Annotated in this window: 25 protein-coding genes; 13 read left to right on the top strand and 12 right to left on the bottom strand. The window is 71.1% G+C overall.

The window, feature by feature from the left end; all coding sequences use genetic code 11:
• The first annotated feature begins 70 nt into the window (after positions 1-70).
• Positions 71-1,453 (top strand): sensor histidine kinase, encoded by a 1,383-nt coding sequence (locus ACIBP6_RS15080; protein ID WP_397052426.1) that lies wholly within the window; start codon positions 71-73, stop codon positions 1,451-1,453.
• Here ACIBP6_RS15080 and ACIBP6_RS15075 read toward each other — a convergent pair.
• From ACIBP6_RS15075 to ACIBP6_RS15060, 4 genes are all read right to left on the bottom strand, one after another.
• Positions 1,434-2,297: an LLM class F420-dependent oxidoreductase gene (locus ACIBP6_RS15075; protein WP_397052424.1), complete on the bottom strand. Its 864-nt coding sequence runs from the start codon at positions 2,295-2,297 to the stop codon at positions 1,434-1,436. The two genes, ACIBP6_RS15080 and ACIBP6_RS15075, sit on opposite strands and share 20 nt — an antisense overlap.
• A gap of 224 nt (positions 2,298-2,521) precedes the next feature.
• Entirely contained in the window at positions 2,522-2,908 is a 387-nt protein-coding gene (locus tag ACIBP6_RS15070) for a hypothetical protein (RefSeq protein WP_397052422.1), read from the bottom strand.
• A gap of 12 nt (positions 2,909-2,920) precedes the next feature.
• Positions 2,921-3,310 carry a hypothetical protein gene (locus ACIBP6_RS15065; RefSeq protein ID WP_397052420.1) on the bottom strand — a complete coding sequence of 130 codons (390 nt, stop codon included), beginning with the start codon at positions 3,308-3,310 and terminating at the stop codon, positions 2,921-2,923.
• Positions 3,311-3,497: 187 nt separating this feature from the next.
• Positions 3,498-4,034, bottom strand: a complete 537-nt coding sequence (locus ACIBP6_RS15060) for a hypothetical protein (RefSeq protein ID WP_397052418.1) — start codon at positions 4,032-4,034, stop codon at positions 3,498-3,500.
• Between the two features lie 443 nt (positions 4,035-4,477).
• Between ACIBP6_RS15060 and ACIBP6_RS15055 the strand changes: the two genes are divergently transcribed.
• Entirely contained in the window at positions 4,478-4,753 is a 276-nt protein-coding gene (locus ACIBP6_RS15055) for a hypothetical protein (protein WP_397052417.1), read from the top strand.
• Between the two features lie 55 nt (positions 4,754-4,808).
• On the opposite strand, the gene ACIBP6_RS15050 is transcribed toward ACIBP6_RS15055, so the two are convergent.
• Positions 4,809-5,726, bottom strand: a complete 918-nt coding sequence (locus tag ACIBP6_RS15050; protein WP_397052416.1) for a LysR family transcriptional regulator — start codon at positions 5,724-5,726, stop codon at positions 4,809-4,811.
• 260 nt (positions 5,727-5,986) lie between these two features.
• On the opposite strand from ACIBP6_RS15050, the gene ACIBP6_RS15045 reads away from it, so the two are divergent.
• From ACIBP6_RS15045 to ACIBP6_RS15015, 7 genes are all read left to right on the top strand, one after another.
• Positions 5,987-7,087: an amidohydrolase family protein gene (locus ACIBP6_RS15045; protein WP_397052415.1), complete on the top strand. Its 1,101-nt coding sequence runs from the start codon at positions 5,987-5,989 to the stop codon at positions 7,085-7,087.
• Between the two features lie 21 nt (positions 7,088-7,108).
• Complete coding sequence (locus tag ACIBP6_RS15040) at positions 7,109-7,903, top strand: thioesterase family protein (protein WP_397052414.1); 795 nt, start codon at positions 7,109-7,111, stop codon at positions 7,901-7,903.
• A 94-nt stretch (positions 7,904-7,997) separates the two neighbouring features.
• Positions 7,998-8,744: an SDR family oxidoreductase gene (locus ACIBP6_RS15035; RefSeq protein WP_397052413.1), complete on the top strand. Its 747-nt coding sequence runs from the start codon at positions 7,998-8,000 to the stop codon at positions 8,742-8,744.
• A gap of 419 nt (positions 8,745-9,163) precedes the next feature.
• A complete protein-coding gene (locus ACIBP6_RS15030; protein WP_397052412.1) occupies positions 9,164-9,571 on the top strand; it encodes a cupin domain-containing protein in 408 nt (135 codons plus the stop codon).
• A 271-nt stretch (positions 9,572-9,842) separates the two neighbouring features.
• Positions 9,843-10,907 (top strand): sensor histidine kinase, encoded by a 1,065-nt coding sequence (locus ACIBP6_RS15025; protein WP_397052411.1) that lies wholly within the window; start codon positions 9,843-9,845, stop codon positions 10,905-10,907.
• A 208-nt stretch (positions 10,908-11,115) separates the two neighbouring features.
• Positions 11,116-11,328, top strand: coding sequence for a hypothetical protein (locus ACIBP6_RS15020; RefSeq protein ID WP_397052409.1), 213 nt, complete (start codon positions 11,116-11,118; stop codon positions 11,326-11,328).
• Between the two features lie 19 nt (positions 11,329-11,347).
• The gene (locus ACIBP6_RS15015; RefSeq protein WP_397052407.1) at positions 11,348-11,686 is read left to right on the top strand and encodes a hypothetical protein; all 339 of its coding nucleotides are present in this window, start codon (positions 11,348-11,350) and stop codon (positions 11,684-11,686) included.
• A 631-nt stretch (positions 11,687-12,317) separates the two neighbouring features.
• Here the strand turns inward: ACIBP6_RS15015 and ACIBP6_RS15010 are convergent.
• Positions 12,318-13,289, bottom strand: coding sequence for an aldo/keto reductase (locus ACIBP6_RS15010; protein WP_132612752.1), 972 nt, complete (start codon positions 13,287-13,289; stop codon positions 12,318-12,320).
• Between the two features lie 36 nt (positions 13,290-13,325).
• A complete protein-coding gene (locus ACIBP6_RS15005) occupies positions 13,326-14,495 on the bottom strand; it encodes a macrolide family glycosyltransferase (RefSeq protein ID WP_397052405.1) in 1,170 nt (389 codons plus the stop codon).
• A gap of 41 nt (positions 14,496-14,536) precedes the next feature.
• Between ACIBP6_RS15005 and ACIBP6_RS15000 the strand changes: the two genes are divergently transcribed.
• The 3 genes from ACIBP6_RS15000 (at position 14,537) to ACIBP6_RS14990 (ending at position 16,997) form a co-directional block, all read left to right on the top strand.
• Positions 14,537-15,136 (top strand): TetR/AcrR family transcriptional regulator, encoded by a 600-nt coding sequence (locus tag ACIBP6_RS15000; protein WP_397052403.1) that lies wholly within the window; start codon positions 14,537-14,539, stop codon positions 15,134-15,136.
• A gap of 28 nt (positions 15,137-15,164) precedes the next feature.
• On the top strand, positions 15,165-15,743 hold the full coding sequence (locus ACIBP6_RS14995) for a TetR/AcrR family transcriptional regulator (protein WP_397052401.1): 579 nt from the start codon (positions 15,165-15,167) through the stop codon (positions 15,741-15,743).
• Between the two features lie 69 nt (positions 15,744-15,812).
• Positions 15,813-16,997, top strand: coding sequence for an MFS transporter (locus ACIBP6_RS14990; protein ID WP_397052399.1), 1,185 nt, complete (start codon positions 15,813-15,815; stop codon positions 16,995-16,997).
• 471 nt (positions 16,998-17,468) lie between these two features.
• Here the strand turns inward: ACIBP6_RS14990 and ACIBP6_RS14985 are convergent, their stop codons facing one another.
• The 4 genes from ACIBP6_RS14985 to ACIBP6_RS14970 form a co-directional block, all read right to left on the bottom strand.
• Positions 17,469-17,834 (bottom strand): STAS domain-containing protein, encoded by a 366-nt coding sequence (locus ACIBP6_RS14985; protein WP_132612744.1) that lies wholly within the window; start codon positions 17,832-17,834, stop codon positions 17,469-17,471.
• A 74-nt stretch (positions 17,835-17,908) separates the two neighbouring features.
• The gene (locus tag ACIBP6_RS14980; RefSeq protein ID WP_397052396.1) at positions 17,909-18,505 is read right to left on the bottom strand and encodes a TetR/AcrR family transcriptional regulator; all 597 of its coding nucleotides are present in this window, start codon (positions 18,503-18,505) and stop codon (positions 17,909-17,911) included.
• A 52-nt stretch (positions 18,506-18,557) separates the two neighbouring features.
• A complete protein-coding gene (locus tag ACIBP6_RS14975) occupies positions 18,558-19,001 on the bottom strand; it encodes a CBS domain-containing protein (protein WP_397052395.1) in 444 nt (147 codons plus the stop codon).
• Positions 19,002-19,047: 46 nt separating this feature from the next.
• Complete coding sequence (locus tag ACIBP6_RS14970) at positions 19,048-19,710, bottom strand: potassium channel family protein (protein WP_397052393.1); 663 nt, start codon at positions 19,708-19,710, stop codon at positions 19,048-19,050.
• Between the two features lie 161 nt (positions 19,711-19,871).
• Between ACIBP6_RS14970 and ACIBP6_RS14965 the strand changes: the two genes are divergently transcribed.
• Entirely contained in the window at positions 19,872-20,444 is a 573-nt protein-coding gene (locus tag ACIBP6_RS14965) for an NADAR family protein (RefSeq protein ID WP_397052391.1), read from the top strand.
• 136 nt (positions 20,445-20,580) lie between these two features.
• Here the strand turns inward: ACIBP6_RS14965 and ACIBP6_RS14960 are convergent, their stop codons facing one another.
• A complete protein-coding gene (locus tag ACIBP6_RS14960; RefSeq protein ID WP_397052389.1) occupies positions 20,581-21,108 on the bottom strand; it encodes an RNA 2'-phosphotransferase in 528 nt (175 codons plus the stop codon).
• Between the last annotated feature and the right edge of the window lie 48 nt (positions 21,109-21,156).

Raw genomic sequence — 21,156 nt, 5'->3', positions numbered from 1 at the left:
TATGTAGGAATCTCCCGGAATTAGCGGTGAAAGCCGCCCCCGTGGTCTTCTGTCTCCCGGGGGACGGGGCGTGAGCACACGGTTGAGTCATTCGCTGCGGACACGCCTGGCGCTGTTCGCCAGCATCGCCATGCTGCTGCTGAACATCGTCGTCGGCGCGTTCGTGCTGTTCGGCATCCGCAGCGAGGTCGCCGACATCCGGGCGCACGACATGTCGGGCAAGGCCGTACGCGTGCTCCTCATGGTCAAGCACAACACCTTGCCCCGGATGCTCGACGCCGACGGCCTCGACGGCATCCAGGTGGTCGACGCCGCCGGGCGCCTGGTCGCGTGGACGCCCAACCTGTCCGGCGAGCCGCGCCAGCTGAACGCGATCCCCCGCCGCGGCCTGGCGAACGACAGCGCCGAGATCTGCGGCCTGCCCGCCTTCCACGAGGAGTGCAAGCTCGTCGTGACCCTGGTCGCCTTCCAGCCGGACGGCGAATGGGTCGTCTACGCCTTCGGCCCCGCCATCCCCTGGTACGTCAGCCTCGAGGCGCTGCTCTTCCAGATCGGCGTCACGCTGCTGCTCGTCGGCTTGACCTGGTTCGGCGTCTCCCGCGTCGTCTCCAGGACGCTCGCGCCGGTCAGCGGCATCACCAGGAGGCTGGGCGAGATCAGCGCGGGCGGCGGCGGGATGCAGATCCCCGTCCCAGAGTGCGACGACGAGATCCGCGACCTGGCCCGGACCGCCAACCAGACACTGGAACGGCTCCAGACGGCGCTGCGGCAGCAGGAGGCCGCGATGGAGCAGCAGCGCAGGTTCGCCGCCGACGCCTCCCACGACCTGCGCAGCCCGATCACCGCGATGCGCACCCAGATCGAGGGGGCCCTGCTGCACCCCGAGGACACCGAGTGGCGCGAGGTCGGCGGCGAGGTGCTGACCAGCCTCGACCGGCTGCAGGCCATCGTGGCCGACCTGCTCACCCTGAACAAGCTCGACTCCCAGGTCACCGCCGAGCGGGTGCCGGTGGACCTGGCCGGTCTCGTCAGGGACGAGACCGCGCGGGCGCGCGCCAAGCACGTGACCACCTCGACGCGGGAGGGCGTGGTCGTCTCCGGCGACCGCCTGCAGCTGGCCCGGCTGCTCACGAACCTGCTGGACAACGCCGAACGGCACGCCGACAGCCGGATCGCCGTGACCGTGCGGCGCGAGGGCGGAACGGCCGTCATGGAGGTGCTCGACGACGGCGCCGGCATCGCGCCCGAGCAGCGTGAGATCGTCTTCCAGCGCTTCACCCGCCTGGACGCCTCACGCAGCCGCGATGTCGGCGGCACCGGGCTCGGCCTGGCCATCGCCCGCGAGATCGCCCAGGTCCACCACGGCACCCTCACCATCGAGGACTCCGACATCGGCGCCCGCTTCGTCCTTCGCCTGCCGCTCCTGGAGGGTCTCAGCGACCGGCCGGAGTGATGGGGGCGATCCGCTCGGCCAGCTCGGCCAGGTACGCCTGCCACGCGCCGTCCGCCGGGTCGGGCACGGCCGCGATCACGTGGTCGATGCCCATGGCGGCCAGGTCCGCGCACCGCTTGACGCTCTCCTCCATGCTCTGCCCTTCGGCGATGCGCATGTGCAGGGTCTTCTCGATCTCCTCGTACGGCCGCCCGAGCCGTTCGCAGTGGGCGCGCAGCACGCCGAGCTTGTGCCGGACGTCGGCGCCGTACAGGAGGTTGGCGGCGTCGGCGTACTGGGCGACCAGGCGGAGGGTCTTCCTCTCGCCGCTGCCGCCGATGAGGATGGGCGGGTTCGCCTGCGGCGCGTTGAGCGTCCGTTCCAGGCGGTAATGGCGGCCCTCGTACGGCCCGTCCGCGTCGCTCCACATGAGCCGGGCGATCCGCAGCGTCTCCTCCAGCCGCTCGAACCGTTCGGCCACCGGCGGGAAGCGCAGGCCGAGCCCGCGGGCCTCCGCCTCGTACCAGCCGGCGCCGATGCCCAGCACGGCGCGGCCGCCGGAGAGCGCGTCGAGGGTGCTGACCTGCTTCACCAGCAGGCCGGGCTCGCGGTGGCCGACGCCGGTCACCAGCGCGCCCAGGGTGACCCGGGAGGTGAGCGCGGCGGCGTACGACAGCGCGCCGTACGCCTCCAGCATCGGGTTCTCCACCGCACCGAAGTTCGGGATCTGGAACAGGTGGTCCATCACCCACAGGCTGCGCAGGCCCGCCCGGTCGGCGCCGCCGGCGACGGCGGCGAACCGCTCGCCGATGGCGGCGTCGCCGCCGGGCCACAGGAAACGCGGGCAGGTCAGACCGAGGTCCATGAGAGCACTCCTTGAACGGGGTGAGAAGGGGGAGCGCCCGCCGCGGGAAGAGCCTCACCACGGATACGCGGGCACGAAAAAACCCTCTCGCCGAAGCGGAGAGGGCTGTGTGCTCTTATTCTCTCACGGCCGGGGGCCTGGGGATCACGTCTCGCGGCCGGGCCCGGGGATCACGCCGGCACCGTCGTCGCGGTGCCGGCGCGGCTGTGGCGCCCTTCAGGACGTCAGGAGACGGTCAGGTAGAACGCCGTGTCACGCCCGCGGTCGCGCACGTCCCTGCTGTGCACCCCGATGACGTCGACCCGCCAGTCCCCGCACATCGGCGCACCGACGTGAACCGACAGCACACGGACGGCGTGGTTGTGGCCCGCCGGCGTCGCGTGGACCGCCTGTGTCTCCTCCAGGTTGACGCTCGGGTCGACCGCGACGCAGTAGTCGCCCGCCCCGACGCGCCAGGCGCGGATGATGTTCGTGCCGTTCTCCAGCGAACCGTCGGGAGCGACCAGCGCCGACGCCTGGGCGTACGGCGTGTCGGCCCCGGCGGGAGCCGTGAACGTCAGCACGGCAGCGCCCGCGAGCGCCCCCGCGGCGAGGCGGTGGATGGTTTTCACGATCGCCCCCGGTCAGAGAATCGCGAGATCGAAGCCGCCGTCGGCGGGCCGGTTCGTGATCGTGCTGTACACCTGGACGGTGACCGTGTTCTCCTCGTTGCCGCAGACCGCCGACGGGCTGCGGTAGGCGATGAAGGGCAGTCGCCTGGCGTGCCGCGGGGTGAGCTGGATCAGCGAATCCGCCACGTCCACCCGGCTCCTGACCTGCACGCAGTACGTTCCGGTCGCGGCACGCCGGGAGTTGATGACGTTCTTGGAGTTGATCAGCATGCCGTTCGCGTTGACGATCGCCGCGGCCCTCGTGTACGGGGCGTAGATTTCGGCGTTCGCCGCCGGGGCGGTGGCCAGGACGAGACCGGCGGCGGCAAGCGCGAGCCCGCCCGCCAGGGTACGACGGAACATGGAGTCCCCTTTCGGTTACACACAGAAGTGATCTGCAGCCGAAAACGTAGGTGAGCGGAACCCCTCACGCCACGAACCACCCCGCACCGCGATCCCCAAGAAAAATTGACCACCAGGGCGGAGAAGCGACCGTTCCACCGGAAGAAAAGGGGCGAATTATGAGAACCCGGCAAGGCTTCCGCGCGTGTTACCGGATCCGGACGACCGCGTCCTGCTGATCCGGGTCCGTGACGACGGGAACGTCGTGGTGCCCGCCGCCCGGCTCCTGGCCGGCGGCTGACGGTGGCCCCTCCGCGTAGCCGAACACCAGGGAGAAGTGGTCGCGGGAGGGGCCGCTGCACGTGTTGCCGCCCGGCTCGGCGCCGGACGCGTCGAGCTCCGCGGCCGGCTCGCGGGCCTGCCGCTCGCCGTGCCGCAGCCGGCGCGGCGGGTCGCCGTTCCGGCCGTGCGCGCACACCAGGACCTCGACCGGCTCCCCGGACACCAGCGACTCACCCTGCCCGCGCCGCCCCAGCACGCCGGCGCACGGGTCGGCCCGCCGGGGGAGCCGCCAGACGCCTTCGCGGTACGCGGCCGCGAGGCCCGGCCCGATGTACGCGGGTGTCTTGGCCGTGCCGTTCGTGGTCGTCACGCAGGAGTTGGGCTCCTCGGCGCTGCCCACCCAGAGCGCGCGCCCGTCGGGGTAGGCGAACCGGAGGAGGTGGTTCGTCGGCAGGCCGCCCATCAGGGTGCACGCCCGCCCGGGGAGGTGCCGGGCGACCGGCTGGGGTCCTGCCGAAGCGGCACGGGGACTGTCGTCGTCACCTGGCCCTAGACCGCCGGGCCGCCCCCAGGGAAGGTCGAACGCCGGCCCCGGCGAGGCTCGGGGAACCCCACCCGCTCTGACGAAGGAGGGACCTTCATGACCCGCTCTACCGGAGGTACGGCAACGCTCGAACCATCCGTGCTGCCCGCGCCGAACCTCCCGGATGCCGAAGACGGGGACGCCGCCGACTGGGGCGCCAACCCGGACGTGTCCATCATCACGGCGTGGCCGCCGAGCAGCTCATCCGGATGACCGACGACGGCTGCAACAGCACGTGCGGGCCGCGTGCACGATGCCCGTAGGCGCCGCCACGGGCATCGTGCGCCTGTGACATCCGACGTCTGACCCCTTTGGGAGGCGACGTGGATGTTCCGTGGCGGCAAGTCAACGCCGCCTTCTCCGACTGGCAGACAGCGGAGCGGACGGCGGTGACCCACCTCGCTCCGCTGCCGACCATGGTTGAAGACAAGCAGCTCATCACCGCGTGGTCCTTCATCCGCAAGTCGGGTCCACCATCTGGGACGAAGGGCGCGGCCGTGCACGCGCACGGGCTGGATGTCGCCCGCGGCGCTTCGAGGGGCGACGCCGACCTCGCTGTGATGCTGCCGTCCCGACGGGTGCAGGACCTCTGGTACTGACCGACATCACGACGGCAAACGCCCAGAACCCGGTTACGCCGCAGCTCGGCGTCCGTCACGCTGCGACGTCGCCGGGCTCTCGGAGCTCGGCGGCAGCGGTGTGCCGGATGGCGTGGAACATGGCGTGCGCCGCCGGGGTGAGGTCGCGGTCGGCGGGAATGGCGATCGAGGTGGAGAACTCCGGCGCGTGCTCCCGGATCTCGACAAGGCGTACGTCGGCGGCCGAATCGACGACGGACGGCGGCAGAATGGCGACCGCGAGGCCGTAGTGGACGAAGTCGACCAGGCTCGCCATGTCACCCACCTCGTAGCCCACCGTGCGATGGACACCCGCCGCTTCGAAAGCACGGTCGACGACGATCCTGCTGCCCCAGTCGGCGGGCGAGTCGGCGAACGTGTCCTCGGCCAGCTCGCGTAGTTCGACGCTGTCGCGGCCGGCGAGCCGGTGGTCGCGAGGGCAGACCAGCCGCATGGTCTGGCTGGCGAGCGGCGCCAGTGTCAGGTCGCGCGCCGCTCCGGCCGGCAGCGCCAGGAACGCCAGGTCCAGGCGGCCTTCGCGCAGATCGCGCGCGTGGGCGGCGCTGGCTCCGCAGCGCAGATCCACGCGCACCCCCGGGTACTCCGTGCGGAAGCCGGCCAGCAGCCTGGGCACGCTCACCCAGGGCGGTCGCTGGGACTGCATGACGCCCAGCCGCACCGTGCCGCGCAGTCCGCCGGTCATCTGGTCGACGACGCCGCGCATGGCCTCGGCCGCGTTCAGGGCGCGCCGGGCCTCGGAGAGCAGCAGCCGTCCGGCGTCGGTGAGATCGACCACGTGCGTGGTCCGCTCGAACAGCGCCACGCCCAGTTCACGCTCCAGGTTGCGCACGGCGGCGGACACCGCGGACTGGACCAGGTGCAACCGCTCGCCCGCGCGGGTGAAGCCGCCCTCCTCCGCGACAGCGACGAATGCGGCCAGGTGCCGTAGTTCCATCTCATCTGTTTATCACGACTCACGATGAGCCGTATCTTGTCTCTTCATCTCCCGAGATGTCCGGTCACGGCACCATGGAACTCGTCCCGAACCACTCATGTCGATAAAGGCGAATCGATGGTGCTTTCCGTCCCTTCTATGCTCCCCTTCTGGCCGCCAGGCGGCACCGTTGACGGGGGCCGCCGATCATGACGCCCTTCGCTATCCGGGCCGGTGGCATGTTCGACGGCGAGAATCTGTACGGATCCACCATGGTTCTCGTGGCGGATGGACGGATCACGGCCGTCGACCGTACGGGCATTCCCGCGCCGGACGGGATGCCGACGATCGATCTCGGCGCGGACGCGTTCCTGCTGCCCGGCCTCATCGACACGCACGTACACCTGGGCTTCAACGCCGGCGTCGACGCGCTCACCGCGTTCACCTCCGCCGACGACACGGAACTGCTGGCCGTGATGCGGGCCGCGGCCGACAGGGCGCTCCAGGCGGGCATCACCACCGTGCGTGATCTCGGCGACCGCGGCTATCTGACCTTGGCACTGAGGGGGGAGCTGGACCGGCGTTCCGGCGGAGGCCCGACGATCCTCTCCGCCGGACCTCCGATCACCACCTACGGTGGCCACTGCCACTTCATGGGCGGCGCCGCCGAAGGCGCCGAGGAACTGCGGACAGCGGTCCGGGACCGCCATGAACGTGGCTGCGCCGTCGTCAAGATCATGGCGAGCGGTGGGAACATGACCCAGGGCTCGGCACCGCACGAGTCGCAGTACTCGCCGGCCGACCTGCGGATCGTCGTGGAGGAGGCGCATCGGCTCGGCCTGCCCGTGGCCGCCCACGCGCACGGCGGGGCGGCGGTTCGGGACGCCCTGAACGCGGGCGTAGACAGCCTGGAGCACGTGTCGTTCATGGCGGAGAACGGCATAGAGGCCGCTCCTGACATAGTCGCCGCCGTCGCGGCCGGCGGCGCCTTCGTGAGCGAGACCATCGGATTCACGCCCGGGACCGCGATGCCGCCCGCGATGACCAGCCGGCTGGACGACATCCAGCAGGTCTATCGGCGGCTGAACGAGCTGGGAGCGAACATCATCATCGGTACGGATGCCGGCATCATGCCGCTGAAGCCGCACGACGTACTGCCCTACGCCATCGCCCAGATGCCCGCGGACGGTTCGTCCCCGCTGCAGGCGCTGACCGCGGCCACGAGCCGCGCGGCTCGCGCGTGCGGGGTCGCCGAGCGGAAGGGCCGGATCAGAGTGGGGGCGGACGCCGACCTCCTGGCGGTGGCCGGGAATCCCGTGGACGACCTCAACCGCCTCCGGGACGTCAAGGCGGTCTTCAAAGAGGGCGTTCGTACCCGATGACCGGACACGGGGGATCTACGGATGGGTAGTTTTCGACAAGCAACGGCAGTCGTCAGGCGCGGAGACGTCTACGAGGCCGATCTGGACCCGCAATGGAGCGTGGGCGGACAGTCGCACGGCGGCTACCTGCTCGCGGTGATGGGCCGCGCGGCCTGTGACGGCGCGGATCTTCACCCGAGTGCGGTGAGCGGGTCCTTCGTCGCCGCGGCGGCGCCCGGCCCGGCCGAGATACACGTCGTGACATTGCGGACGGGGCGCACCATCACCCAGGTACGAGCCCGGCTGACCCAGGGCGGCACCGTCCGCGTCGAGGCGTTGATGACGCTGGAACGGCTGGCGAGGTGCGGCTCCTGGTGGTCCGGGCAGGACCCGGTCGACGTCGCCCCGGAACGGGAATGCCCGCGCACCGCCGCCGTGGCGCCGGGCGGAGCCTTCGCGGTGCCTCTCATGGAAGTGATGGAGCAGCGACTGGACCCGTCCTGTCTGGGTTTCCTGTCCGGCTCGCCGTCCCGCCAGGGCGTCATCGCGGGCTGGCAACGCCTCGCCGACGGCTCCGACTGGGACCCGTTTTCGGTGCTCATCGCCCTCGACCCGGTCCCGTCGGTCAACTTCGATCTGGACCTGCCCGGCAGGGCACCCACCATCCTGCTGACCGCGTACATCCGCCGCCTGCCCGCGCCCGGGCCGCTGCGCGTCCGGGTGCACGCCGCCGACCTCGCGAACGGGCGGATGGACGAAACCGCGTACGTCTGGGACAGCGACGACCGCCTGGTGGCCCAGGCCACCCAACTGGCGGCCGTCCGCATGCCGACCTGAACGCATGCCAGGACTCGCTCGGGCAACAACCTTGGAAGCAGGCATGAACGGGCTGCGTGCGTCGACGACCGCGAAGCCCTGAGAAGAGGCAGACATGATCTCCATAGAGGGAGCCACGGTCCTCGTCACGGGCGGGACGCGCGGCCTTGGCGCGGCATTCGTGACCGAGTTCCTGCACTGCGGCGCAGCGAAGGTGTACGCCACCGGACGCACGCCCGCGCCGGTCGGCGATCCGCGGATCGAGTCCGTCGTCCTGGACGTCAGGGACGACGACGCCGTCGCGAAGCTCGCTCGGTACGCGCACGACGTCTCGATCGTGGTCAACAACGCCGGCATGGCGGCCAGGGGACCGATCGTGGCGGAGCCCATCGCGACCGTCCAGGCCGTGTTCGACACCAACGTCTTCGGCCCGTTGCGCGTCGCCCAGAACTTCGCGCCGGTCCTGGCCGCGAACGGCGGCGGCGCGATGGTGAACATCCACTCCGCGCTGTCCTGGGCGGCGGGCGCGGGAGCGTACGGCGCGTCGAAGGCCGCGCTGTGGTCGGTGACCAACGCTCTGCGCGTCGAACTGGCCGGGCAGGGCACCCACGTCCTGGGCGTGCACCTGGGCTACACCGATACCGAGATGACGAGCAGGCTCAAGGTGGCCAAGAACGATCCGGCGCAGGTCGCGCGGGATGTCCTGACCGCCCTGCGGGCGGGCAAGACCGAGGTCCTCGTCGACGACGTGAGCGCGCGGTTCAAAGCAGCGCTTTCTGGACCCGTCGAGGGACTGTCCTGGACGATCCGTGACGGCGAGGTCATCATCGGCGCCTCAGCCCCCGACCGGCACGACACGTAGCCGCGCCGGACGGGCGACAACCCGTGAAGCGACGGCCACCGTCCGGACGGCACCGCGCTTGCACGCCGCATGGCGCGGCAATCGGGACATGAGATCGCCGACGCCCTTTTCCGCGCCGCAGGCCCGCCACCGCCCCGTAGGTGAATGCTCGCCTGGTGATCCGGGTCCGGCAGCATCGGAACGCCGCACCGTTCATCACTGATCGCGATTTCCGATAACTCATTCCATCATCTCCTGAGCTGGGAATTTCCGGCAGCATCAGAGGACGAGACCATATCGGGCTCGCCATACCGGTGGCCGGCCCGCAACACATCGAAGGAGTATTTCGTGAGTCTGCCATTCCCCCTTCCGGATGAGAACCACCGGCAGGACACCAAGGGCGGCGCCATCCACGTACCCGCGGGCGGAGGCATCACGAAATGGATGGTCGGCGACGTCTATTCGCTCAAGATCACCGCAGCCCAGAGCAACGGCTCGCTGCGGGCGCAGGGCCGGTGGCGCATATCCACAACGGCTCCGATGAAGCGTTCTATCTGCTCTCCGGCGAACTGGAGTTCCTCGACGGCGATCGCACGTTCATCGGCCGGACGGGGGATTTCGTCTACATTCCTCGGGGACACCTGCACCGCTTCAAGAACGTGGGGCTGCACACTGCCCGGTTGCTCTTCCTCTTCACGCCCGGCGGCCCGGAAGGTGCCTTCCTCGAGGGCGGCGACGACCCGCGGCCTGGTGAGCAGCCGCCTGCGTGGGGGCCCGAGCGGTACGCGTCCATGATGGACATCGTCAGGCGCCATGACTCGGTCCTGCTTCCGGAGGCGGACCTGTAGGCCGCCACCAGGGTGGCGACAATCCGGTAGCGAGCGGCTGAACACCGTCGGCGGTGCGCCCAGCGGAGGCCACCCCCGACAACTCGCCGGCCCACTCGTCCTCAACGCCCGGCCGCCGGGGGTCCTCTCTGCCCACGTCGGCGAGGTGAGCTCTCCCGTCGGCACACAGGGAGAGGAGACGTTCACCTGCCGGCTGAACCAGCTCTGCCCGCACCATGGAGGGGACAGGATGCACAGGACACCAGCTCCGCTGCGGCACATCCGATCGCGCATGAGTCCATGGCCGATCCAGAAGGGCGTCACCGTTCTGGTCGCCCTCATCGCGGTGGTGGCGCTGGTGCCCGGTGGCCCGCTGAAGAACCTGCCGACCGGCCGGCCCCTCGTCGTCGACATGCCCTTTGTGACATGCGTTTCGGCTCTCGTCCTGCTCAAGGCGGGGGCGACATCGCAGACCGCCGGCTCGACTCTCCAACGGCTCAACCGGATCCGGGCCGGACTTGCGACGATCAGCGCCAACGATCTCAGCGGCCGCGTCCCGCAACCGGCCGACAACATCAACGCTCTGACCGGCAACAACCCGCTGAACCAGCCGGAACGGGCCGACGAGCAGACACGACAAGCGCTGGAGCGACATCGGCAGTTCGCCGGCGACGTCTCACACGAGCTGCGTACTCCCCTCGCGGGACTGCGGCTGCGGCTGGAGGAGGCGCAGCTCCAGGTGGACGACTCCCATGTGTGCCAGGTCCTGGACCGGGTGCTGGAGGACGTCGACCGGCTCCAGGCCATCGTCACCGACCTGCTGCTCCTGGCCAGGACAGGCGCCGAGATCAACCGCATCTGGGAGAAGGTGGACCTGGGACAACTGGTGCGGGCCGAGGTCTCCCGCCGGATCGATCAGGACGCGGTGCGCCTGTACCTGGACCCGGCGGTGACCGTCGACGCAGTGCCGACCCAGATCACGCGCGTGCTCACCAACCTGCTCGACAACGCCCACCGCCACGCCCGCAGGGCCATCATGGTGCGGGTGCGCCGGAACGGGACGGCGGCGGAACTGATCGTCACCGACGACGGGGACGGAGTGGCCGAGAAGGACCGCGAACGGATCTTCGAACGATTCCTCCGGCTCGAGTCCGCCCGCAGCCGCGACCGCGGAGGCACCGGGCTCGGCCTGGCCATCGCCCGTGACCTCGCTCGCGCCCACCGCGGCACTCTCCACGTGGAGGACGGACCCGGCGGGGGCGCGCAGTTCGTCCTCAGGCTCCCCCTCGGCAACAGCCGGCCAGGTGGCCTGTCTGCCGAAGTGGCCCCAGACCGGAGAAAAAGCCGGACGTCGTAGGGACAAGCACATCTCGAAGCCCGACACACAGCTGGCCAACTACAGGGACCACCGGCTCGGCTCGGCCTGCCGTCACGGTTCAACGGGTTCGCACAGAACAGGCGGAGGATGCCGCCGCTCCTGGGTGGCGTCCCTCGGCGACGTGGAAACCCTGGTACGGGCCGGGGATTCCGCCTTCTCGAACGGAGATGAGGGCCTGTTCCGGCCCATGGCTTACGGGACCAGCCCCGCTCGCGCCGCCGGGGCCACTTATGACACCCCTACGCCACGCTCGCTGTGGCTCGCCCACCAGTTTGGCGAGGCCGCCCTGGAACCGGTCGAACGTTGGCGCCTGGCCGCCGCGCTGAAGGCGGTCGGACTGGCGGCCGGCACCGTGGCCCAGATCGTCGGCCTGCCCCGCCCGAGAGGCCCCTTCGGGTGAGCAATCCCATGGAGTCAAGATGGGCACGGCGGGTTCGGTGCGCGGCCGGCTCACGTTGATGCTCCGCGCCGGCGCGGAGGCCGTCGCCGGCGGCTACGTCGGCCACCCGCGGCGGCCGAGCGGCCTCATCCTCGGCCGGTACGACGGGGCGGGACGGCTCCGCGTTGTCGGCCGCACCACCCGGCTCACCGCGCGGGCGGCGGCCGAGGTCGCCCTCTGCTCACCCCGGCTGCCGTGTGCCGTGGCCCATCCGTGGCCCATCCGTGGCGCGTCCGTGGCCGAGGTCGCTGCCGCCGAGTGCGGTGTCCAGTCCGTACGGCCGGCGCGACCCGATCACCTACACGCAGGTCCGGCCTGACCTGGTGGTGGAAGTGCTGGTCGACACCGCCCAGGACGGCCACCGGCACCGGCATCCCGTGAAGTACCCGCGCCCGCGCACTGACCTCGATCCAGCGCACGTCGTCGGATGACCCCGGACACGCGAAAGGGGCTCTCCGCACCTGCGCGCGGTGAGCCCCTCCTGGTTCGACGGTCCTCATGGCTGGCGTTCTCCAGCTCGGCCGCCGCCTGCCGCAGCCGCTCGGCCAGCTGCGTGATCTGCTCCTGGATCCGCGTGTGCGACTCCTCCACCGCCCGCCGCTGCTCGGCGAACATCTTCTCGATGCCGTCCGCCGGCTGGGCGAGGGGCTGCTCCAGGGCCCGGACATGCTCGGCGTCCAGCTGCCTGGTCGCTCGGCCAGGCCGGTGAGCGTCGTCGCCGCCTCGGCAAGGAACTCGGTGATCCTGCGGCCTGATCGGTCAGCGTCCGCGACCCGGCCAGCGGCTCGCCGCCCGTGCCCGCGTGCTGGCCCGGATAGACGCAGATCAGCGCGCTGACAGGTTCCCCGGGCACCAGCGTGTCCTCGACCTCGTCCAGGTCGGCGGCGGCCGTGAGCCCGATCCAACCGGCACGTTTCACACCATGAACCCGCTCGCGGGCCGCCGCCGGTTCACCCGGCGACGGCCTCCTTGGCGGCGTGGTCGATGGCGGCCAGCTCGTCATCGGTGAAGTCGAGCCGGTCCACGGCGGCCACGTTCGTCTCCAGCTGCTCGGGGCTGGAGGCGCCCACGAGCACCGACGTGACGCGCGGGTCGCGCAGCGCCCACGCCAGCGCCAGCTGCGCCACCGTCTGCCCACGGGACTCGGCCAGCTCCGCCAGCGTCCGGACGAACGTCAGCACCTGCGGCGTCACCCGGTCCGGCGTCAGGAAGCGGCCCTCGGCCGCCCGCGAGTCGGCCGGGATGCCGTTGAGATAGCGGTCGGTCAGCAGGCCCTGCGCCAGCGGCGAGTACACCACGCAGCCGACGCCTTCGCGCTCCAGCACGCCCAGCAGGGAATCCTCGATCCGCCGGTCGAGCAGCGAATAGGGCGGCTGGTGCACCAGGAGCGGGGTGCCGAGGTCGCGCAGCAGCCGCGCCGCCTCGGCCGTGCTCTCGGGCGAGAAGTTGGAGACGCCGACGTAGAGGGCGCGGCCGGTGCGGACCATGTGGTCGAGCGTGGCGAGCTGCTCCTCCAGCGGAGTGTCCGGGTCCTCCCGGTGCAGGTAGAAGATGTCCACGTAGTCGAGGCCGAGGCGGGCCAGCGAGCGGTCGAGCGTGGCCAGCAGGTGCTTGCGCGAGTTGCCCTTGCCGTACGGGCCGTCCCACATGGGGTTGCTGCCCTTGGTGGTGATGACCACCTCGTCGCGCAGCGACCTGGGCAGGATCCGGCCGAGCGCGGCCTCGGCCGCGCCGATCGGCGGGCCGTAGCGGTCGGCGAGGTCGAAGTGGGTGATGCCGAGGTCGAGCGCCCGGTGCAGGATCGCACGCTGGCTTTCGAGGGTCTTGCCCTCGCCGAAGTTGTGCCACAGGCCGAGGGACACGGCGGGCAGGAGCAGGCCGCTGCGGCCGCACCTGCGGTACGGCTGTCGTTCGTAGTCCAAGGATGACCTTTCGCGGAAGATCCGGATTTGCCGTGCTCAGTTAAGCACCCTCTCCACCTCGTCCGCCGCCGCCCCGGCCCCTCCGGCGGCGGCCAGCTCGCCCTGCATCCAGCGCAGCCGCTCGCGTACGCGCTCGTCGGCGGCCACCCCCTCGATCGCCTCCCACAGCGCGGCGCCGGTGACCCCGTCGGCGGGCAGTGCCTGGCCCAGGCCCAGCTCGGCGATGCGGTCGGCGTTGGCGCGCTGCTCGGCCATCTGCGGCACCGCCACCATCGGGACGCCGAAATGCAGGCTCTCCATCGTGCTGCCCATGCCCGCGTGGGTGACGAACGCCCGGGCGTGGCGGAGCACGGCCAGTTGCGGCACGCGCGCGTGCACCTCCACGTTGGGCGGGATCGGGCCGAGCGTCGCCGGGTCCACCCCGCCGACGGCCAGGACGACGTGCCAGGGCCGGTCGCGCGCCGCGTCCAGCACCGTACGGTAGAAATCGGGCCGGTGGTTGTAGGTGGTGCCCAGCGAGACCAGCAGTACCGGACGCCCGTCGCCCGGCGGCTCCCAGCCGCCCTCGCCGGCCCGCTCGCTCAAACCCGGCCCGACGAACACGTAGCCGTCACCGAACGTCTCGCCCGCGTACTGGAACGCCCGTGGCAGCATCACCAGCCGGACCGCCGCCCGGTCGCCCCGCATGAACGCCCGCACGTCGCCGAACCCCTCCTTGCGCAGGAACCGGGCCAGGCGCACCCCGGTGCGCAGGAAGCCGAAGCTGAGCGGGTTGACCGTCGTGTAGTCGTGGTGCATCGACCAGTGGTCGTTGCCGACCAGGTTGGGCCAGGTCTCGACCGAGGGCACCTGCCAGCGTTCGGCCAGGATGCGGCCCCACCAGCACATCGTGCCGTCGTGGACGACCAGGTCGGGCCGCTCGCCCCCGTCGAGCTGGGGCAGGGCCGCCCTGGTCTCCTCCAGCAGCAGGCCCATGGCACGGACCAGCTCCTTGCCGTGCATCTGCGGCACGTCGCCGATGTCGAGCGACTCCCAGGTGGAGGTCCAGGGCACGATCTCGGCGCCGGTCTCGGCCACGCGGGGCGCGTTCGACTCGTCGGTGGCGTACGTGACCCGATGGCCCCGCCGGACGAGCTCGGCGACCAGGCCCAGCTGGGGGTTGACGTGGCCCGCACCGAGGGGGGCGAAGAACGCTATCGTTGCCATACCACTGTATTTTAATACCACGGTATGGCAAAAGGAGGGATATGCCGAAAAAAGTCGACCACGAGGAGCGTCGGCGGCACATCGCCGAGGCCGTGCTGCGCATCGCCGGCCGTGACGGCCTCGACCAGGCGAAGCTGCGCGACGTGGCGGCCGAGGCGGACATGTCGCTCGGCTCCGTGCAGCACTACTTCGGCAGCAAGGACGAGATGCTCCGCTACGTGGTCCGCTATCTGGGCGAGCGCGTCACCGAGCGGATCGTGGCCGGGATGGGCGAGGCGCGGGAGCGGCCGGTGCGCGCGTTCCTGCTGTCGATGGCGGCCGAGGTGCTGCCGCTCGACGCCCGCCGCCGCGCCGAGCGCCGGGCGGGGCAGGCGTTCGAGGCGCGCGCCGTGGCCGCGCCCGAGCTGATCGGCGACCTTCGCGAGGGCGATCGATGGCTGCACGAGCGGGTGGCCGAGCTGATCGTTCAGGGAATGCGTGACGGTGAGCTGCGGACCGGCCTCGACCCGGGGCGCGAGGCCGTCGTGCTGCTCGCCCTGCTGGAAGGGCTCGCCTCCGCCCTCGTGGTCGGCGTGCGCGAGCCCGCCGAGGCGCTCGCCGTGGTCCGCTACCACCTCGATCGGCTGACCGTTCTTTACTGATGTGTACATAACGCGCTAGCCTTCCGCCATGGGAAGGCCGCGCGAGTTCAGCGATGAGGCAGTGGTCGACGCCGCCATGGAGGTGTTCTGGGAGAAGGGGTACGAGGCCACGTCCACCCACGACCTGTGTGCCCGCACCGGGCTCGGCCGAGGCAGCCTCTACAACGCCTTCGGCAGCAAACACCACCTGTACGAGGCCGCGATCCGCCGCTACGCCGACACCTGGGCGCAGGCCCAGCTCGAGATGCTCGACCGGCCTGGACCGGTCAGGCAACGGTTGCGGGAGCTGATGCTGGGCGTCATCGACGCCGACATGAGCGACCCCGGCCGCCGCGGCTGCCTCGCGCTCAACGCCGCCACCGAGTCCAGCGGGCGCACCGAGTCCGTCGCCGCGCTCGTCCACCGCCAGTTCGCCGACCTGGAGCAGGCCGTGCTCCGGCTGGTGCGGGTCGGCCAGGGCAGCGGCGAGCTGTCGTCCGGCCGGCCGCCGGAGCAGGTGGCGCGGGCCTTCCAGAGCGCCTACTACGGGCTGCGCGTGCTCGCCAAGGTCACCGATGACCGCGACGCGCTGCTCGACGTCGTCGAAGGGGCCGTCGCCGCTCTTTGATCCCCTCCTAGGGGGGTGCCTTTTTGTGCTGCGCCAGTTCTGTACTGACCTGTAAAGAAAATGGGAGTCATGAGACCTGTGACCGTGCCGTCCTTGATGGTGTGCGTGTTCGGCATCACGACCGGTGAGTTCGTCATCGCCGGCATCCTGCCCGGCGTCGCCGGCGACCTCGCGGTCTCCATCCCCGCCGCCGGGCTGCTGGTGACGGCGTACGCCATCGGGATGGTCGCCGGCGGGCCGTTGCTGACGGCGCTCACCACGAGGTTCCCGCGCAAGCCGCTCATCATGGTCCTGCTCGCGATCGCGATCGCGGGCAACCTCGGTTCCGCGCTCGCGCCGTCCTATCCCGTGCTCTTCGCCGCCCGGATCGTCACCGCGCTGGTGACCTCGACGTTCTTCGCCAACGCGATCGTCATCGCGGTCTCCACGGCGTCGCCGGACCGGCGGGCGTCCACCGTGTCGCGGCTGGTGTTCGGCATGAACCTGGCGATGATCCTGGGCGCGCCGATCGGCACGTTCATCGGTGAGCGCCACGGCTGGCGGGCCGCGTTCCTGGCCGTCGCCCTCTGCTGCGCGGCCGGGTTCCTGCTGGTGGCGCGGCTCGTGCCGGACGTACGCGACGCCGCCCCGGCCACCTCCGCCGTGGCCGAGCTGCGCGTCCTGCGCGGCCGCGACGTGCGGCTCGCCATCGCCGTCACCGCCGTGGCGAACACGGGGCTGCTCATGGTGTTCACGTTCTTCGCGCCGCTGGTCACCGGCGTCACCGGGTTCGCCGCCGGGACGGTCGCCGTCCTGCTGCTCGTGTACGGGATCGGCGCGGCGGCCGGCAACCTCGCCGGCGGCCGGCTCGCCGACCGCGCGCCCCGGCGCTCGCAGCTCGGGCTGCTCGCGGCGCTCGCGGCCGGGCTCGTCGTGATGTGGGCGGTCAGCGGCAGCATGGCGGCCACCGCGGTGATGGTGTTCGCCGTCGGCGCGCTCGGGTTCGCGGTGATCCCCGGCATGCAGGCCCGGGTTCTCGCCACCGCCGCCGCCGCGCCGACCCTGGCCATGGCGGTGAACGCCTCCGCCTACCAGCTCGCCGCCGCCTTCGCGGGGTGGCTGGGCGGCCGCGTCATCGACACGGGCCTCGGCCTGTCCGCCCTCTACCTCGCCGGGGCCGCGGTCACCCTCGCGGGACTCTCCCTGAGCGCCTACGCCTGGCACCACACCGGCACGCAGCCGGCGCCGCGACCTGATTCGCCGCGGCTCACGTGACCGGCGCGCACCCTAAGGGCGGGGGTGGGCCGACCTGGGCTTTGCGTAGCGGGCCGGGCGCGGAGACTCGCGGATGCCGGATGCGGGAGTGAAGGACGCCGCGACCTCCTGGTTCCTGATCGGCGCCCGATGTAGTTCGAGAATCAACCAATTTTGCTGTTACGTGGTGGATTGAGGGGTCCCGTCAAGGCTGTGTGAAATGAGTGAATATTGGATGATTTGTCATGATTTGGGTGCTAGCGTCGTTTTTGGAAATCAACCAACGGGGGAGGAACCATGGCTAGTCCGCATGTGTCCCAGGTTGGCTTCCACCTAGGGGGATGCCCGCGCCGCTGGCGTCGCCGCCGCTCCTGCCGCCGCCGTCGCAGGTGGTGGGGTGGCTGGGGACACTGGGACGACGACTTCTGGTGGTAGTCCAGCCCTGTGAGAGCCGAGCGGCTGAAGCCGCCGGCTCTCTTTCATGTCCGGGTGTCAGAGTGAGCGTTTGAACGGTGCCAGCGCGGCGGCGACGGCGTCGTCGACCGTTTCGTGGATCGGGATGTGCGCCACCACGCCGGTGATCTCGAAGAGCCGGGCGGGCAGGCGCTGCACGGCGGCCAGATGGATCGCGCCACCATGCCGGAGACAGTCGGTGGCGCACGTCAGCAGCACGTGCAGGCCAGAACTGTCCATGAACGGCACCTGGGAGAGGTCGAACACCACCGCGTCGGAGGGCGCCCGCCGGGCTTCGCTGAGGTAGCGCTCGATCTGCCCCCGGTTGGTGGCGTCCATCTCACCGCAGACCATGATCACCGTCACGCCGGTCAGATGCCGGTGCGCCAGCCCCAGCGACGGCATCTACGGGCTCACCGCCCGCGGAACATGCATCATCAACGAAGCATAATCCGCGGACGTCGCCCGCGACATCCCGCTTACTCGCCGCGGCGCAGCAGTGACAGCATCGTCTGGACCAGCACCCGCTCGACCTCGTCCGCCGCCAGCCGCCCCGCCTCCCGCTCCTGCGCGGCGCTGTGGACGACCGAGAAGAAGACCGTCACCAGCCACGGCAGCGGCAGGTCCGTACGGAAGTCGCCGTCGCGCCGTCCCCGATCGATGAGCCGCTCGACCCGCCGCAGCGGCCGCTCGTGGTGCTCGCGGATGCGCTCGGTGGCCAGGGCCCGGTCGGCGGCCAGGAACAGGCGGCGGTGCCGGTCGAGGATCTCCCACGCGGAGCGCAGCAGCCGCGCCATGGCCTCCGGCGCCGGCGCCGCGTCGATCGACTCGTCCTCCAGCACGTCGTCGGCCATGCGCACCGCGTGGTCGAGCACCGCGTCGACCAGCGCCTCACGCGACGGGAAGTGACCGTACAGGGTGACCCGGCCGACCCCCGCCGCCTTCGCGATGTCCGCGACGCTGGCCGTGGGATCGGCGCTCAGCAGCCGCGTTCCCGCCTCCAGGATCGCGGCGATGTTGCGCTCGGCGTCCGCGCGCCGGGCCGGTACGGGCTGTCGTGCGGCGGTCTTCACCATATGCCCACCCTACGACCGCGCTCCGTCGTGCCCGGACGGGGGCGCGCGCTTGTCAGAGCTCCAGGGCGCGGTCCATCAGCGCCTGGAGGGTGACGGCTCCGACGAGGCGTTCGTTCTCGACCACGGCGACGACCGGGCTGCGGGTGCGGGCCATCAGCGCGGCCAGCTCCAGCACGGTGGCCTTCGTGTCGGCCACGGGCAGCTCGCGCGGCTGCTCCGGCAGGCACTGGCGGACGGTCTTGCCGTCCAGCCGGTGCAGGAACTGGTCGGCGTGGGCCTCGTCCACCACCCGGGCCAGCGCCGGGTCGTCCTGGCAGTAGCCCGGCACGGCCAGCCGCAGCACCTGAGTGCCGGGCAGGATGGTGAGCGGCCGCCCTTCGTCGTCGACGAGGATCAGCCCCGGAAGGTCCTGCTCGGCCAGCAGCCTGGCGGCCTCCATCGCGGGGGTGTCCATGGTGACCGTCGGGAACTCGACGGCGAGATCGCGTGTGCGCATCAGTGGCCTCCGTCGCCAGCCTAGCCAACGGGCTCCGCCCGCGGCCCTACGGCAGCTCGGCGAACCGTTCGACCTGCTCGGTGCGGCCGGACACGAGCACCACGTCGCCGTAGGACAGCTCGGTGTCGGCCGTGGCGTACGTGAACTCCTCGCCCGACGGCTTGACCGCCACGATGGTGACGCCGTACTTGCGGCGCAGGTTGGAGCTGCCCAGGGGCACGCCGACGTACTCCTTGGGCGGGGTGGTCTTGGCCAGCGCGAAGTTCTCGTCGACCTGCATGTAGTCGAGCATGCGACCGCTCACCAGGTGCGCCACCCGCTCGCCCATGTCGTGCTCGGGGAAGACGACGTGGTGGGCGCCGATGCGGCTCAGGATGCGGCCGTGCTGGGTGCTGATCGCCTTGGCCCAGATGTCGTTGATCTCCAGCTCGACCAGCAGCGACGTGGTCAGGATGCTGGCCTCGATGTCGCTGCCCACCGCGACCACCGCCTGGTAGAAGTCGGGCACGCCGAGCTGGCGCAGCGCCTCCATGTCGGTGGCGTCGGCGGTGGCGATCTGGGTGATCTGCCCCGCCAGACTCTGGGTGATCTTGGGTCGGTTGTCGATGGCCAGGACCTCGGTGCCGCGCCGGGTGAGCTCCAGCGCCAGCGACGTGCCGAACCGGCCCAGGCCGATGACGACCACCGGGTCGCCCTTGTACTCAGCCAACGATGACTCGCTCCTCGGTGTAGCGCCCTCGAGAGATCCTCCGGCCGGGCTCCGGGCGCAGGGCCCTACCGTAACAGTGCCCCGGACGGCCACCGTACTTACCCGTCCTTGACGGCAAAAGCATGCGATCTTGACGCGTGTGATGTGGCACCGTGGGCGACATGTCAGATGAAGTGCCCCTGCCCATGACGGTCGACGAGGCGATCGCCGCGGAGAAGTCCGGCCGCCGCCTCACATACCTCTTCTTCTGGGGCCACCAGCCCGCGCGGGACGGCGGCGTGGGCCCCGGTTGCCTGAGCCAGTGGTGGCCGGTCACCTTCACCGAGGACGGGCACACGTACGCCTCCGCCGAGCACTACATGATGGCGCACAAGGCGTGGCTGTTCGGCGACGAGGAGAGCGCCGCCCTGATCCTCGCGGCCGGGCATCCGGGCGAGGCCAAGGACCTCGGCCGAACCGTGCGCGGCTTCGAGGAGGACACCTGGCGGGCCCGCCGCTTCGACATCGTCGTACGCGGGAACGTGGCCAAGTTCGGGCAGCACCCGCAGCTCAGGGACTTCCTGCTCGGCACCGGGAACCGCGTCCTGGTGGAGGCGAGCCCGCGCGACCGGGTGTGGGGGATCGGCCTGACCGCCACCGACGAACAGGCCGCCTCGCCGTCGGCCTGGCAGGGCCTCAACCTGCTGGGCTTCGCCCTGATGGCGGCCCGCGCCACCCTCCGCGACCGCTCCTGACGGCGGGCCCGCCCGGCTTCCGCGACCGCTCCTGACGGCGGCCCGCGCCACCCTCCGCGACCGCTCCTGACGGCGGCCCGCGCCACCCTCCGCGACCGCTCCTGACGGCGGCCGGCGTGGCCGGGTGCGTGCGGGGTCAGGACGGGAAACGCAGGTAACGCGACGGTACGTGGTCCGCCAGCCAGACGCCGTTCGCGCTGCGCCGGAAGGGGTGCCCGTCGCGGTGCATCACGCCCGCCGCCACCACCAGCACCACGGGCACGCCCCGGCGCGACCCCACCCGCGTGGCCGTCTCCCGGTCCGGCGACAGGTGCACGTGGTGCCGGCTCATCGGCCGCAGGCCCTCGTCGCGGATCGCCGCCAGGAACCGCCCCACGGTGCCGTGGTAGAGCACCTCGGGAGGCTCGGTCACCGGCAGACCGAGGTCCACCGGCACCGAATGCCCCTGGTTCGCCCGGATCCGCCCGTCCTCAAGCGTGTAGCGGCGTTTGTCGTTGGACGCGACGACCTCCCGCAACTCCCCGGCGGAGATCGGGAACCCGTGCTCGGCGGCGGCCCGCAGCAACGCGTCCACCTCCACCCAGCCGGCGGGGTCGAGCACGAGCCCGATGCGGTGCGGATCGTGGCGCAGATGCCGGGCCAGGTACTTGGAAATGCGCGTCATGCGCCGCTCGTCCATCGATGTCATGGTGCCCCCGCACCGATCGTGCGG

It is taken from the genome of Nonomuraea terrae (assembly GCF_044465245.1).
GTDB classification, from domain to species: Bacteria; Actinomycetota; Actinomycetes; order Streptosporangiales; family Streptosporangiaceae; genus Nonomuraea; species Nonomuraea terrae.
Note: the sequence above shows the minus strand (reverse complement) of the source record. Positions and strands in the feature narration are given on the sequence as shown.